The sequence below is a fragment of the Kitasatospora phosalacinea genome (assembly GCF_000716545.1).
GTDB lineage: Bacteria > Actinomycetota > Actinomycetes > Streptomycetales > Streptomycetaceae > Kitasatospora > Kitasatospora phosalacinea.
The window spans coordinates 1-13,748 of record NZ_JNWZ01000020.1; the positions used below are offsets into that span (position 1 = coordinate 1).

The following is a 13,748-nucleotide window of genomic DNA, read 5'->3' on the forward strand; positions in this document are numbered from 1 at the left end:
GTGGGAGGGGGCGGGCGGGGCGGTGGTGACGGGTCCGGGACACGGGCGCTCCTTCGTGGGCGGTCAGGCGTCGGTGCGGGCGACCAGGTCCTCGACGGACTGGGCGGGGCGCAGGGTCTCGAAGCGGACGGTGCCGGAGGCGTCGGTGGAGGCGCCGTGGACGGCGGGCTCGGGGAGCGAGTTGTACGCGAAGTGGTTGCTCGGGTAGTACGCGCCGCAGTCGAGCAGGCAGTACAGGTCGCCGGGGGCCAGCAGCGGCAGCGGGCGGGCGCGGGCGACCAGGTCGCCCGCGAAGCAGCACGGGCCGGCCACGTCCTGGGGGACGGGGGCGCCGTGCTTGGGGGCGCCGGTGGGGTGGTGGGCGCTGATCCGCAGCGGCCAGCTCTCGGGCGCGAAGACGGTGCGGGTGGCGACCTGGGCGCCCGCGTGGCCGATGGCGATGGGGCGGCCGCCGGCCTCCTTGGTGTACTCGACGTACGAGGCGATGAAACCCGACTTGGCGAGCACGGAGCGGCCGAACTCGGTGGTCAGCCGGTAGCGGCCGTCGAACAGGGCGGGGGCGTGCGCGCGCAGCCGCTCCGCGTAGGCGTCCCAGCCGGGGGCGGTGCGGTCGTCGGCGAAGTTGACCGGGAGGCCGCCGCCGAGGTCGATGCCGGTGACCTGGCGGCGGCCCAGTTCCCGGTTGATCCGTTCGGCGAAGGCGGCGGTGGTGGCGATGCCGGTGGCCATCAGGTCCAGGTCGATGCCCTGGGAGCCGACGTGGCAGTGCAGTTCGGTGAGCCAGGGGCGGGCCCGGAAGGCTTCGACCAGGCGGGCGGCGTTGCCGGTGTCGGCGAGCGGGATGCCGAACTTGGAGGTGGCGGTGGCGGTGCTCATCGCGGCGATGCGGCCGCCGCCGACCTGCGGGTTGATCCGGACGCCGATCCGGGAGGAGCTGCGGCGGCGGGCCTGGAACGAGTCGACGCGGGCGAGTTCCTGCCAGTTGTCGATGTTGACGCTGACGCCGAGGTCCAGCGCGAGGGCCAGTTCGCGGCGGGTCTTGGCGGGGGAGTCCAGCACGATCAGCTCCGGGGGGAAGCCCGCGGCCAGGGCCTGGGCGAGCTCGCCGGGGCTGGCCACCTCGCACCCCATGCCCAGGGCGCGCAGCCGGCGCAGCACCGGCCCGAGCGGGTTGGCCTTGGCGGCGAAGGCGTGCCGCACGTCCAGCGCGGCGGGGAACGCGGCGTGCAGGGCGGCGACCGTCCCGGCGACGGCGTCCAGGTCGAGGAAGGCGGCGAGCGGCGCCTCCTCCGGGTGGAGCAGGCCCTGTCGGACGGCCGCGCGCAGGACGAGTTCGCGCCGTTCGGCGCCGATCAGGGGGATGGGGCGGTTCTCGGACACGGGCACGCTCCGCACGGGTCGGCAGTCGGCAGCAAGGGGACCGGTCCCGGCGGACGGGCGCCGGGGCGGTGCTTCCAGGATGGCCGCCGGGGCGGGGGCGGAGCAGTCCGCGCCGAGCCGGGTTTCCGGGGCCGCTCCGGTCGCGGCGCACCGCCGCGGGGGCCGGGCGCGGCCGGAGCGGTGCGGGGGCGGCGGTCAGGCCGGGCCGCGGTGGTGCGGGCGGACCGGGCGCGGTCTCCGGCGGGCGCGGGCGGGCGGGGGACGCCGGTCGCGGGGGCGGGTGCGGTCCGGGCGGCACCGCGCGGCGGCCCCGGCCGGGCCGGAGCGGTGCGCGGACACCGGGCCGCAGGGGGCGAACGGTCTCCGCGCACCACCCGGCCGGGGCCGGTCAGCCCCGGTCGGCCCGGTGCTCGCGCACCAGCAGCTGGATGCGGGCGAGCAGCATGGCGTCGGCGCTGCCGGCGTCCAGGCCGGCGGTCCTGAGCAGCTTCGCGAACTGGCGGGCGAACGTGGCGCGGGGGATGCCGAGCGCGTCGGCGGCCGGGCCCTTCTGCTCGCCGTGGCGCAGGTAGGCGGAGAGCAGGTCCAGCGGGTGGTGGCCGTCCTGGGGCGCGGCGGCCGCGAGCCGGGACACCGGGGTCGCCACCGGCGGCGGCAGTTCGTCCACCGTCTCGACGACGTGCCGCAGCGCCACCGCGTCGGCGACCTGCTCGACGGTGGCGCAGCCGGTGCCGGGCCGCTCGCGGGTGAACAGCAGCCCGCCCAGGGCGAGGTCGGCGGCCCGGCGGGAGCGGGCGGCGTCGTCCAGCCGGGCCTGGACCGGGCCGAGGCCGATCAGCACCGGGGCGCCCAGCCGCCGCGACAGGTCGGCGGACAGCCGGCCGCCGTAGTCGGCGACCTGGGTCCGGGCGTCGGACAGGTCCTTCGCGAGACCGCCGAGCAGGACCAGGACGCCGCGTTCGACGGGGAGGACCAGGTGGTCGCTGCCGGGCCGGGGCTGGTGCATCCGCACCCCCTGCTCCAACCGGACACGACGGCCGTCGTCCACCGGGCCGGGCGTGCCGACGGCCAGCACGGCGCAGCGGGCGTCGGCGGGCATGCCGCTGTGCCCGGCGAGCAGGGCGCCGGAGCCCGGGCCGTCGAGCACCGCGCGGGCCGCGCCGAGCAGCAGGGCGTTGCGGGCGTCGTGGTGCGCCTGGTGGTGCAGCAGGTGGGCGGCGGCGGGCCCGGCGGCGGCCTGCAGCACCTCGGCGGCGCTCTTCCGCAGGGGCTTCCCGGTGATCGCGGCCACCCAGATCGAGCCCAGGCGCATGCCGCCGGCCTGCACCGCGACGGCCATCCGCTCCGGGACCTCCCCGTCGGGGAGGCGGTGCAGCACCCGGTTCGAGGACCAGAGCTGCTTGAAGAAGCCGTCCTGGTCCATCGCCCGGCGCCGCTCCTCGGGGACGGTGCCGGTCAGGACGGTCCACAGCCGGATCCGGTCCAGGTCGGCGCTCTCGGCGTGGTGCGCGAGGACCCGGGAGTCCGGGTCCTCGATGGTCACCGCCCCGTCGACCTGGCGGGCGATCTGGCGGGCCAGGCCGGCGAGGTCGCCCAGCGGTACGTTGCCGCCGTCCGCGGCCGGGCTCTCCAGGGCGGCCCGCATGACGGCGATCACCGTCGGCCAGTCCGCCCAGGAGGTGCGCAGCAGCAGGGCCGTCCCGGCCCGTTCGGCGACCTCGCCCAGCCGCTCCTTGCGGGCCCGGTCGCCCACCCCCCGCAGCACCACGGCCGCCGCCCGGTCCGCGCCCGCGTCGCGCAGCAGGTCCTCGGCCGCCGCCGATCGCGGGTCGACCCCGATCGCGACCAGGACGGCCCCGGCCCGGTCCGTGACCGGCGGGTCGAGCGGGTCGACCACCAGCAGGCGCCGGGCGGGCGCCTGCGGCCGCGGCAGCGCCACCTTCTCGACCAGCGTGTCGGTCAGCGCGAGCAGTCTGGTCAGGGTGCCCGCCCGCAGGGCCGGGCCGTCCCACGCATCCTCGTCCAACGGACGTCCTCCCCGGAACGCATCCGTGACTGACGGATGGTCAACTCGGCTCGGCAGAGCCCGAGTCGGCACATCGTAGGGCTCTCCCCGGCCGCTGTCACGATCCGTCCGCGGGCGGTCGGGGTGACGGGCGGGGCGGCGGCCGGGGCGCGGTCGGGAGGCGGGGAAAACCGGAGGTGGGGGCGGGTGCGGGTGGGTTAGCGTGGGTGCGTCCCGGGGCGGCCGTCTACCGCTCCTCCTTCCCGTGGCGCGAACAACGCGCCCGCAACCCAGGGAGTTGCTTCGGCATGGTGCGCGTCCTCGTCGGTGAGTTGGCGTCCGCGATCGGTGGGACGGTGACGGTCAAGGGGTGGGTCGACACGCTGCGGCTGCAGAGCAAGGTGCAGTTCGTGGTGGTGCGGGACCACACGGGGGCGGTGCAGGTCACGCACCGGCGCGGCGGCGAGGAGGACGTGCTCGGCGAGCTGCTGCGGGGGCTGACGGTGGAGTCGGCGGTGGTGGTGACCGGCCGGGTGGTGGCCGACCCGGTGGTGAAGCTGGGCGGGCTGGAGATCGTCCCGGAGCGGGTCGAGGTGGTGTCGGCGGCCGAGCCGGGGCTGCCGATCGGCCCGGAGACCGGCCCGGAGCAGCGCCTGAACTGGCGTTTCCTGGACATCCGGCGTCCGGAGCGGCGGCTGGTGTTCGAGGTGCAGACCACCGTCGAGCGGGCGATGCGGGAGGTCGCGGCCGAGCAGGGTTGCACCGAGCTGCACACGCCGAAGCTGATGGGCACGGCCTCGGAGTCCGGCGCCGAGGTGTTCGAGGTCGGGTACTTCGACCGCAAGGCGTACCTGGCCCAATCCCCGCAGTTCTACAAGCAGATGGCGATCGCCGGCGGCATCGACCGGGTCTTCGAGATCGGCCCGGTGTTCCGCGCGGAACCCTCCTTCACCTCCCGGCACTCCACCGAATTCACCGGTGTGGACGTCGAGTTGGCCTGGATCGACGGCGTGGAGGACGTGATGTCCTTCGAGGAGCGGATGCTCCGCCGGGTGCTGGAGCGGGTCGCCGAACGGCACGGCGAGGAGATCGAGCGGTACTGGGGCACCCGGGTCGTGGTGCCCGGACTGCCCTTCCCCCGGCTGACGATGGCCGAGGCGGTGGAGCGGTTGCGGGCCGCCGGCTGGGACGAGCGGGGCGTCCGGGAGGACCTGGACCCGGAGGGCGAGCGGCTGCTGAGCGCGCTGGTCGAGCGCGAGACCGGGCACGAGTTCGTGTTCGTGACCGGCTTCCCCGCCTCGGTGCGGCCGTTCTACCACCTGCGGCCGGCCGGCGACCCGTCCGTCACCGACTCCTTCGACCTGCTGTGGAAGGGCGTGGAGATCACCACCGGCGCCCAGCGCGAGCACCGGTACGGCCGGCTGGTCGAGCAGGCCCGGGAGAAGGGCATGGACACCGGCCCCGAGGGCCCGCTCGGCCGGTACCTGGACTGCTTCCGGTACGGCATGCCGCCGCACGGCGGGTTCGGCCTCGGGCTGGCCCGGGTGCTGATGCCGGCCCTCGGCCTGCCCTCGATCCGGGACGCGGTGTTCCTCTTCCGCGGCCCGAACCGGCTGGAGCCGTAAGGGGGTTCAGCGTCCGGTGCGGGCCGAGCCGGGCGGCCACAGGACGTCCACCGGCAGCCCGGCGGCCCGGGCGGCGGCGACCATGTCGGCCGTCCCGCCCGGGCCGTTGCCCGGCCCGCCGTCCCAGACCGCGACCACGCGGTCGGCGAGCCGCAGCAGCCGGTCGTTGGCGGCGGCGTACGCGGCCGGGCCGAGCCGGGGCGCGGGCAGCACGATCACCCGGTGCGCGGCGGCGCGCAGCCGGTCGAACGCGGCCCGCTCGGCGGCGGTGGCCCCCGCGTCCGGGTAGCAGGGGCCGGGCAGGACGGCGACCAGACGGGCGCCGCGGGCCAGCACGGCGTCCGCGAACAGCGTGTCGGCGCCCGGCGCGAGGCAGGACGCGCCCGTCAACTCCTCGGCTTCGTACCGGTCCAGGAGCGCGTCCAGGGCGGCGCGGACGGCGCGGGAGGTGGCCGGGGCGAGGTCCAGGTGCCCGGTCACGGCGATCACGGGCATGGCTGGGCGCTCCCCGGGCTGGTCGTCGGTGCGGTGCCGGATCTCGTCAGGGCGGATCCTGTCAGAACGGATCCTGCCAGAACGGATCCTGCCAGGACGGCGCCCGGGCGCGGGGGAGTTGCCCCGGACCGGTCCGAAAAGCCCTGCCCCGGGCGGAAGTCGGGCACCCGCCCGGTGGTGGGCTGACGGTGTGCTGGACAGCGCGGACCGGCCGCCCGACAATCACGCTATGGCCGCTCAGGAGTTCAGCACCCAGCTCGCCCGCCCCTCGCAGGCCGAGCGGGACAGCGCGCTGGAGGTGCTGCGGGACGGCGTCGGCAGCGGCCGGCTCTCGCACGACACCTTCATCCGCCGGATGGAGCTGGTGCTGACCGCCCGCAGCCGGGCGGAACTCGCCGAGGTGGTCGGCGACCTGCGCACCTACGGCCCGGTCTCCCGGGCGCTGCTGCGCGGGGTGGCCAGGGTCTCCGCGCTCCAGGTCCGGCTGCGGCAGACCTGGCACGCCGAGCAGCTGACCAGGCTGCGGCTGCCCGACCCGGGCCTGCGGCGGCTGCGGATCGGCCGGATGACCGGCTCCGACCTCCGGCTGGGCGACTCGACCGTCTCCCGGCACCACGCCGAGCTGCGCTTCGAGGCCGGCGACTGGGTGCTGTACGACCTGGGCTCCAGCAACGGCACCTTCGTCAACGACCGCCGGGTGGCCGGCGGCACCGTGGTCCGGGCCGGCGACCGGCTGCGCTTCGGCCGGCTGGGCTTCCACCTCACCGCGGACTGAGCGGCCCCCGAGCCGGATCGAACGCGCGGACCCGCGCCGCGGGTGTGGTCGAAATCAATTTTCCTTAGCTTCGGTAATGACGTAGGCTAAGTACATGCCCGAGATGTCCGAGGGCGACCTGCTGGCGGTCAGCCAGCTGCGGTCGTCCACGATGCGCCTGGCCCGACGGTTGCGACACCAGCGGGTCGAGGAGTCGCTGAGCCCCACCGAGATGGGGGTGCTCGGCACGCTCGCCCGCTGCGGCAAGGCGACACCTGGCGAGCTGGCCCGCAAGGAGCACGTCCAGCCGCCGTCGATGACCAGGATCATCGCGATGCTGGAGGAGAAGGGCCTGGTGCGGCGCGAGCCGCACCCGGAGGACCGCCGGCAGGTGGTGGTCAGCAGTACGGAGCAGGCCGAGGAGATCCTCAACGAGTCCCGCCGCCGGCGCAACGCCTGGCTGGCCGAGCTCGCCGAGGGCCTCGACGAGGAGGAGTGGGAGCGGCTGAAGGCGGCCGCGCCCGTGCTCTACAAGCTGGCCAACATGTAGCCGTCCCGGTCCGGACCAGTCCGGCACCGGCCCGATCCCGTCCAGCACCGACCCGGGCGAACGAAGGAGAACCGCAGCACCCACCAGCGCCACACACCGCGCCGCGACCGCACGACCGGTCCCGGCGCGCCGAGGGGAGACCATCTTGACACCGCCGGCCGCCCGCGCCGCGATCCGCACCGCGACCATCCGCACCGACCTCCGCACCGACCTCCGGCGCCTGACCACCCGCCCGGTGGGGACGCGCCACGACGAACCGCTCACCGACGAAGCGGCCGCCACCGAGACCGCGCCCGCCGGCGCCCCCGCCGCGCAGAGCCAGGCACCCGCCCCCGCGGGCCTGCCGGGCAGCGGCGACGAAGACCCCGAGCATCCCACCGCGGCGGAGACCCCCGCCGCTCCGCCGGGCCGGTTCAGCCGCCCGGGAGGCATGTTCTCGTCCCTGCGCGTCCGCAACTACCGGTACTACTTCGCCGGACAGGTGGTCTCCAACACCGGCACCTGGATGCAGCGCATCGCCCAGGACTGGCTGGTGCTCAGCCTCACCGGCAGCCCGTTCGCGGTCGGCATCACCACCGCCATGCAGTTCCTGCCGATGCTGCTGCTCGGCCTGTGGGGCGGCGTCCTCGCGGACCGGCTGCCCAAGCGCCGCCTGCTGATCGCCACCCAGGGCGCGATGGGCCTGCTCGCCGCCGGCCTCGCCCTGCTCACCATCACCGGCGCCGTCACGCCCGTCGCGGTGTACCTGTTCGCGCTGCTGCTCGGCCTGGTCACCGTGGTCGACAACCCGACCCGGCAGGCCTTCGTCAGCGAGATGGTCCCCGCCAAGGACCTCGCCAACGCCGTCAGCCTGAACGCCGCCAACTTCCAGACCGCCCGCCTGGTCGGCCCCGCCGTCGCCGGGGCGCTGATCGCCGCGGTCGGCAGCGGCTGGGCGTTCGCCGTCAACGGGCTCTCCTTCGTCGCGGTCATCGGCGGCCTGCTCGCCATGCGCAGCAGCGAACTGCGCCCCGTCGAGCGGATCACTCGCCAGCGCGGACAGCTCCGCGAGGGCCTGCGCTACGTCCGGGAACGCCCCGAACTGCTCTGGCCGATGGTGCTCGCCGGGTTCATCGGCACCTTCGGGTTCAACTTCCCGACCCTGCTCTCCGGCTTCGCGCACGACACCTTCCACGTCGGCGCGGGCGAGTACGGCCTGCTCAACACCGCGATGGCGGTCGGCTCGCTGACCGGCGCCCTGCTCGCCGCCCGCCGCGGCGCGCCCCGGCTGCGCCGCCTGGTGTTCGCCGCGCTCGCCTTCGGCGCGCTGGAGGTGCTGGCCGCGTTCGCCCCCGGCTACTGGACCTTCGCCCTGCTGCTCACCCTGATCGGGGTGTTCGGCCTGACCTTCAACACCTCGGTCAACTCCGCCCTGCAGCTCGGCACCGACCCCGAGATGCGCGGCCGGGTGATGGGCCTGCTGGTCCTGGTCTTCACCGGCGGCACCCCGATCGGCGCCCCGCTGGTCGGCTGGATCACCGCCCAGTACGGCCCGCGCCCGGGCCTGCTCGCCTGCGGCCTGGTCTCCGCCGCCGCGGCCGGCGTGGTCGCCCTGGTCCTCGGCCGGATCAGCGGCCTGCGCCTGCGCCTGGACCCGCACCCGGTGCGGACCCGCGGCCGGGTGTTCTCGGTGGTGCGGAAGGACGACCTGGCGACCGCCTGCTGAGCCCCTACCCGGTGCGCTGCTCCAGCAGCTGCCCCGGCCACGGGCCGGTCGGCCGGTCCTCGGTGAACGAGACGGTGCGGGTGAACCCGAGCCGCTCGTACCGGGCGACCAGCCGGCCGTCGCCGCCCGCGTAGCAGTCCACCCGCAGCAGTCCGGCGCCGCGTTCGCGGGCCCGGCGGCGGGCCTCGGCGACCAGGGCCGCGCCGACCCCCGCGCCCCGGTGGGCGGGGTCGGTGACCAGCCAGCGGACGAACAGCTCCGGCTCGCCGGCCGGCGGCAGGCCCTCGGGCGCGCGGTCGGCCAGCACGCAGATGCCCAGCGGGGCGCCGCCCGGCGCCGGTTCGGCGACCAGGACCAGGTTCTCCGCCGTCACCCGGGCCGCCCGCTCCGCCGCGCCCGGTCGCCGCGACCAGGGCACCGTCCCCCACTGGCCGGTAAGGCCCCGGTCGGCCAGCCAGGCGACCGCGCCGTCCAGCAGGTCCAGCAGGAGCGGAGCGGAATCGGGTCCCCCGGTACGGATGCGCATGACCCTCTTCCTACCCGACCGGCGGGGAGGAGGGTGCGGCAGGATGGCGGGATGAGGCTCTTCGTCGCCGTGAACCCTCCGGCCCGCGCCAAGCAGGAACTCGCCGACGCGGCCGCGCCCCTGCGCGGACTCCCCGGCGCGGACCGGCTGCGCTGGACCGACCCCGCCGGCTGGCACCTCACGCTGGCCTTCCTCGGCGAAGTCCCGGCCGACGAGGTCCCCGCCGTGGAAGGGGCCCTGGCCCGCCTCGCCGGCGAACACCCGGCCCACCGGCTGCGCCTGTCCGGCGGCGGCACCTTCGGCGAACGCGCCCTCTGGGCGGGCGTCGAGGGCGAGGTCCGGGCCCTGCGGGCGCTGGCGGCGGCCGTGCAGCAGGCCCTGGGCGCGGAGGACGAGGAGCGTCGCTTCCACCCCCACCTGACGCTCGCCCGCTCCGGCACCACCCGGGGCCGCGGCCCGGGCGCCCCGGGGGAACTGCGGACGCTGGCCGCCGCGATGCGGGACTTCCGCGGCACCGAGTGGGCGGCCGGACGGATCCAGCTGATGCGCAGCGAGCCGGGCTACGGCCCGGCCCGCTACACGGCGGTGGAGGGCTGGCCGCTCGGCACGTGAGCGGTGCGCGGCGCGCGGAACCGGGGTTGCGGGGGCCGCGCGGCGCCCGGCGCAGCGGTCCGCCCCGCCCCCGGCGGCCTCAGCCGATCTCGGGCGCCTCGCGGAGCTGGACGCGGGACGGGCCGGTGGGCCCGAGTTCGAGGAGGGCGAGCGTGTTGGGGCCGGGGCGGAGGAGCGGGCCGGGGCAGTAGAGGGTGGTCTGCGGGCCCCTGGCGTCGTAGCGGCCGAGGAGGAAGCCGTTGACCCAGAGGTAGCCGTGGTGGCCCTCGGGGACGGCGAGGAAGGTGTCGCCGGGGGCGTCGAGGTGGAGGGTGCCGCGGGCGAGCGTCTCGGGGGCGGGGGTGCCGGGGCCCCAGGCGGCGGTCTCGGGGAGCGGGTCGAGGGCGAGCGGTTCGGCCTGCCAGCCGTGCAGGTACTGGCGTTCGTGGCGGACGCCGGTGATGCCCTTGGTCTCGCCGACCCGCGGCCCGTAGTTGACCCGGCCGAGGGATTCGACCAGCAGCCGGACCTGCGCGCCGCCGCCGGCGGTGACCGGCTCGGCGGCCGTGCCCCGTTCGAGCGCGGCGACCGGCTTCCCGTCCACCCGCAGACTGGCCCGGTCGTGCAACCCCTCGACGGTGAGCGGGAGTTCTGGGCTGAGCGCGGGCACCGTCGCGGTGTAGCGGACCAGGCCGTGCTCCAGGCCGAGTTCCTCGAACAGCGGCGGTACGGGTGAGCTGACGGCCGGCCCGAACGGCAGCTCGGCGTACTCGTCGAGGAGCACCTCGCGGGCGTCCAGCACCGGTGCGGGGGCGGGGAGCGCGGGGGTGCGGGCGTCCAGGTAGCGGGCCTGGTCGGGGTGGTCGGCGGCGAAGTCGGCGATGACCTGCCGGAAGGCGTCGAACTTGGCGGTGGGCAGGCCGCGTTCGTCGAGGGGGGCGTCGTAGTCGTAGGAGGTGGTGGTGGGCTGGTAAGGGGAGTGCGTCCAGTCGGTGGAGTCGAACGGCGGGTCGGCGTGGTTGGCGCCGGCGGTGGTGCCGAAGTTGGTGCCGCCGTGGGCCATGTAGAGGTTGACGGAGCCGCCGGCGGCGAGGATGCGGCGCAGGGCGTCGGCGGCGTCGGCGGCGTCCCGGGTGTGGTGCGGCCCGCCCCACCGGTCGAACCAGCCGTTCCAGAACTCCATGCAGAACGGCGGGTCCTCGGGGCGGTGGCGGCGCAGTGCGGCGAAGGCGCTCTCGGGGTCGGAGCCGAAGTTGACGGTGGCCAGCGCGCCGGGGACGGTGCCGGCGGCGAGCATGTGGTCCTCGGGGCCGTCGGAGGTGAACAGCGGGACGGTGACGCCGCGCTCGCGCAGGCCGCGGGCCAGGTGGGCGAGGTAGTCGGCGTCGCTGCCGAAGGACCCGTACTCGTTCTCGACCTGCACCATCAGCACCGTCCCGCCGGGCCGGCCCCACTGGCGGTCGACGACCTGGGGCAGCAGCGCGTCGAAGTGGGAGTCGACGGCGGCCAGGAACTCGGGGTCGCGGGTGCGGGCCCGGCGGCCTAGGCGGGCGGTGAGCCAGCCGGGCAGGCCGCCGTTGTCCCACTCGGCGCAGATGTACGGCCCGGGCCGGACGATCGTCCACAGGCCCTGGCGGTGCGCCTCGTCGAGGAACGCGCCGACCTCGTCGAGCCGTTCGCGGCGCCCCGGCGCGGGCTCGTGCAGGTTCCACGGCACGTACGTCTCCACCGTGTTCAGCCCCATCGCGCGGGCCGCCGCCAGCCGGTCGGGCCACTGTTCGGGGCGGCTGCGGAAGTAGTGCACCGCACCGGACAGGATGCGCAGCGGCCGGCCGTCGAGGCGGAAGCCGTTCGAGTCGTAGGTGAGCATGCCCCTAGCCTGCCCAACGGCACGGGTGTCAGCCGTGGAAGGACATGCGGCCGCTGCGGTCGCCGGACGCCGGGGGCCTGACCTGTGTGCGGGGTGGGGCGTTCGACCGACTAGTCTCGAAGCGTGGACCCGAAGACCCGTATGCGGATCGTGACCGGCGCGTTCGTTCTGTTGCTCGCCGTGGTGATCGTCGGCGCCGTCATGCAGAAGTAGCGGCCGCGGCGGCCCCGGCCGGCGGTGGCGGGGTGGTGCGCAGGCGGCCGATCATGCCGGGGCCCGCGATGCCGGGGAGGAGCATCCGCCACAGGGCGGTGAGGCGCTGGGGCAGGTCGGCGCGGGCGGTGTAGACCTGGGACATCACCCGGACGCCGGTGAACGCGGCGATGATCACGTCGGCGGCCTCGTCGAGGTCGAGGCCGGGGAGCGTCTCGCCCTGGGCGGCGGCCTCGGCGAGCAGGGTGCGGACCACGGCGCGGGACTGCTCGTACGGGGTGTCGGTGGGGCGGGGCAGCGAGGTCTGCTCGACGGCGAGGCGGACGGCGGCGCGCAGCACGGCGTCGGTGCGCAGCCGGTCGGCGAAGGCGAAGCACAGGTCGATGACGGACTGCAGGCGGCTGGAGTGCTCGGGGACGGCGAGCCCGTCGCCGTGGGCCTCCAGGACGGCCAGCGCGATGGCCTCCTTGGACGGGAAGTGGTGGTAGAGCGCGCCCCTGGTCAGGCCGGTGCGGGCGAGGATCTCGTTGGTGCCGGCGGCGTCGTAGCCGCGCAGGTCGAAGACCTCGGCGGCGGCCTCCAGGATGGCCCGCCGCGAGCGGATGCCGCGTTCCTGCTTCGTCATGTCCGGTCTCCTCGTACGGCGTTCGGCACCGGTGAAGATGCCGACCTGTCTGCATCCTATCGATAGGTTTCCCGGCCTTCGGGGGGTGAGGCTCCGCTTTGCCTGGCCGGCGGGGCGGATTATCAGACAGATCTGTCGGTGAAGCTGGCCGCAGGCGCGCGCCGGGCCGGGAAAAGACGCCGCAGGCCCCGGTCCGCGAACGGACCGGGGCCTGCGGGGGAGGCACGACGCGTCAGTCGTTCAGGTGCTCGACCACGTAGTCGATGGCGCCGGTGAGCTTCTCGACGTCCGCCGGGTCGACCGCCGGGAACATCGCGATGCGCAGCTGGTTGCGGCCCAGCTTGCGGTACGGCTCGGTGTCCACGATGCCGTTGGCGCGCAGCGCCTTGGCGACCGCGGCGGCGTCCACCGAGTCGTCGAAGTCGATGGTGCCGACGACCTGCGAGCGCTCCTCCGGCTTGGCCACGAACGGCTGCGCGAAGGAGGACTTCTCGGCCCACGAGTACAGGATCGAGGAGGACTCCGCGGTGCGGGCCACCGCCCAGTCCAGGCCGCCCTGGCCGTTCAGCCACTCCAGCTGGTCGGCCAGCAGGAAGAGGGTGGAGATGGACGGGGTGTTGTATGTCTGGTCCTTCGAGGAGTTGTCGATCGCGGTCGGCAGGTCGAAGAACGGCGGGACGTACCGGCCGGAGCCGGCGATCTCCGCGGCGCGCTCCAGCGCGGCCGGCGAGAAGGTGGCCAGCCAGAGGCCGCCCTCGGAGGCGAAGGACTTCTGCGGGGCGAAGTAGTAGACGTCCGTCTCGCGGATGTCGACCGGCAGGCCGCCGGCGCCGGAGGTGGCGTCGACCAGGACCAGCGAGCCGGCGTCCGCGCCCTCGGGGCGGCGGATCGGCATCGCGACACCGGTGGAGGTCTCGTTGTGGGTGAGGCCGTAGACGTCCACACCGGCCTCGGCGACCGGCAGCGGGTGGGTGCCCGGGGCGGTCTTGATCACCGTCGGCTCGGCCAGCCACGGGGCGGCCTTCACGGAGGAGGCGAACTTGGAGGAGAACTCGCCGAAGTCCAGGTGCTGCGACTTCTCGCGCACCAGGCCGAAGGCGGCGATGTCCCAGAACGCGGTGGAGCCGCCGTTGCCGAGCACCACCTCGTAGCCCTCCGGCAGCGAGAACAGCTCGGCGACGCCCTGGCGGACGCGCTTGACGAGGTTCTTCACCGGGGCCTGGCGGTGGGAGGTGCCCAGCAGGGAGGTTCCGGTGGCGGCGAGGGCACTCAGGGCCTCGGGGCGCACCTTGGAGGGGCCGCAGCCGAAGCGGCCGTCGTTGGGCAGATTGTCGGCGGGGATCTGAATCTGAGCCACCCGCGCAGCCTATCCCCCGGAGCCGCGGGCGCGGTACGCCCGTCCGGCCGCT

12 protein-coding genes are annotated in these 13,748 nt (G+C 75.5%); 5 read left to right on the forward strand and 7 right to left on the reverse strand.

The features are described 5' to 3' along the window. Positions 1–63: 63 nt before the first annotated feature. Both OO48_RS12375 and OO48_RS35090 read right to left on the reverse strand, forming a co-directional pair. Entirely contained in the window at positions 64–1,380 is a 1,317-nt protein-coding gene (locus OO48_RS12375; protein WP_245194610.1) for a type III PLP-dependent enzyme domain-containing protein, read from the reverse strand. A gap of 388 nt (positions 1,381–1,768) precedes the next feature. Next, complete coding sequence (locus OO48_RS35090; RefSeq protein ID WP_051732050.1) at positions 1,769–3,406, reverse strand: hypothetical protein; 1,638 nt, start codon at positions 3,404–3,406, stop codon at positions 1,769–1,771. A gap of 287 nt (positions 3,407–3,693) precedes the next feature. On the opposite strand from OO48_RS35090, the gene aspS reads away from it, so the two are divergent. After that, on the forward strand, positions 3,694–5,010 hold the full coding sequence (gene aspS, locus OO48_RS12385) for an aspartate--tRNA(Asn) ligase (protein WP_033215240.1): 1,317 nt from the start codon (positions 3,694–3,696) through the stop codon (positions 5,008–5,010). Between the two features lie 6 nt (positions 5,011–5,016). On the opposite strand, the gene OO48_RS12390 is transcribed toward aspS, so the two are convergent. Beyond that, a complete protein-coding gene (locus tag OO48_RS12390) occupies positions 5,017–5,505 on the reverse strand; it encodes a hypothetical protein (RefSeq protein ID WP_033215242.1) in 489 nt (162 codons plus the stop codon). Between the two features lie 229 nt (positions 5,506–5,734). Here OO48_RS12390 and OO48_RS12395 point away from each other — a divergent pair, with 229 nt between their 5' ends. The 3 genes from OO48_RS12395 to OO48_RS12405 all read left to right on the forward strand — a co-directional run bounded on the left by OO48_RS12395 (position 5,735) and on the right by OO48_RS12405 (position 8,514). Next, positions 5,735–6,280: an FHA domain-containing protein gene (locus OO48_RS12395; protein ID WP_033215244.1), complete on the forward strand. Its 546-nt coding sequence runs from the start codon at positions 5,735–5,737 to the stop codon at positions 6,278–6,280. 94 nt (positions 6,281–6,374) lie between these two features. Further along, positions 6,375–6,809, forward strand: coding sequence for a MarR family winged helix-turn-helix transcriptional regulator (locus tag OO48_RS12400; RefSeq protein WP_033215246.1), 435 nt, complete (start codon positions 6,375–6,377; stop codon positions 6,807–6,809). 430 nt (positions 6,810–7,239) lie between these two features. Beyond that, entirely contained in the window at positions 7,240–8,514 is a 1,275-nt protein-coding gene (locus OO48_RS12405) for an MFS transporter (RefSeq protein WP_342449642.1), read from the forward strand. 4 nt (positions 8,515–8,518) lie between these two features. Here the strand turns inward: OO48_RS12405 and OO48_RS12410 are convergent, their stop codons facing one another. Beyond that, positions 8,519–9,040 (reverse strand): GNAT family N-acetyltransferase, encoded by a 522-nt coding sequence (locus OO48_RS12410; RefSeq protein WP_081952074.1) that lies wholly within the window; start codon positions 9,038–9,040, stop codon positions 8,519–8,521. Between the two features lie 51 nt (positions 9,041–9,091). On the opposite strand from OO48_RS12410, the gene thpR reads away from it, so the two are divergent. Next, positions 9,092–9,652 carry an RNA 2',3'-cyclic phosphodiesterase gene (thpR, locus tag OO48_RS12415; RefSeq protein ID WP_033215248.1) on the forward strand — a complete coding sequence of 187 codons (561 nt, stop codon included), beginning with the start codon at positions 9,092–9,094 and terminating at the stop codon, positions 9,650–9,652. A gap of 79 nt (positions 9,653–9,731) precedes the next feature. Here the strand turns inward: thpR and OO48_RS12420 are convergent, their stop codons facing one another. The 3 genes from OO48_RS12420 to serC form a co-directional block, all read right to left on the reverse strand. After that, on the reverse strand, positions 9,732–11,501 hold the full coding sequence (locus tag OO48_RS12420) for a glycoside hydrolase family 35 protein (protein WP_033215249.1): 1,770 nt from the start codon (positions 11,499–11,501) through the stop codon (positions 9,732–9,734). A 199-nt stretch (positions 11,502–11,700) separates the two neighbouring features. Continuing rightward, a complete protein-coding gene (locus OO48_RS12425; RefSeq protein WP_051732051.1) occupies positions 11,701–12,339 on the reverse strand; it encodes a ScbR family autoregulator-binding transcription factor in 639 nt (212 codons plus the stop codon). A gap of 232 nt (positions 12,340–12,571) precedes the next feature. Further along, on the reverse strand, positions 12,572–13,696 hold the full coding sequence (serC, locus tag OO48_RS12430; protein ID WP_033215250.1) for a phosphoserine transaminase: 1,125 nt from the start codon (positions 13,694–13,696) through the stop codon (positions 12,572–12,574). Positions 13,697–13,748 lie beyond the last annotated feature (52 nt).

What these genes read in the sequence shown, in the direction of transcription:
- aspS (WP_033215240.1), top strand. Translation starts at nt 3,694, where the DNA reads ATGGTGCGCGTCCTCGTCGGTGAGTTGGCGTCCGCGATCGGTGGGACG.
- OO48_RS12390 (WP_033215242.1), bottom strand. Translation starts at nt 5,505, where the DNA reads ATGCCCGTGATCGCCGTGACCGGGCACCTGGACCTCGCCCCGGCCACC.
- OO48_RS12395 (WP_033215244.1), top strand. Translation starts at nt 5,735, where the DNA reads ATGGCCGCTCAGGAGTTCAGCACCCAGCTCGCCCGCCCCTCGCAGGCC.
- OO48_RS12400 (WP_033215246.1), top strand. Translation starts at nt 6,375, where the DNA reads ATGCCCGAGATGTCCGAGGGCGACCTGCTGGCGGTCAGCCAGCTGCGG.
- OO48_RS12405 (WP_342449642.1), top strand. Translation starts at nt 7,240, where the DNA reads ATGTTCTCGTCCCTGCGCGTCCGCAACTACCGGTACTACTTCGCCGGA.
- OO48_RS12410 (WP_081952074.1), bottom strand. Translation starts at nt 9,040, where the DNA reads ATGCGCATCCGTACCGGGGGACCCGATTCCGCTCCGCTCCTGCTGGAC.
- thpR (WP_033215248.1), top strand. Translation starts at nt 9,092, where the DNA reads ATGAGGCTCTTCGTCGCCGTGAACCCTCCGGCCCGCGCCAAGCAGGAA.
- OO48_RS12420 (WP_033215249.1), bottom strand. Translation starts at nt 11,501, where the DNA reads ATGCTCACCTACGACTCGAACGGCTTCCGCCTCGACGGCCGGCCGCTG.
- OO48_RS12425 (WP_051732051.1), bottom strand. Translation starts at nt 12,339, where the DNA reads ATGACGAAGCAGGAACGCGGCATCCGCTCGCGGCGGGCCATCCTGGAG.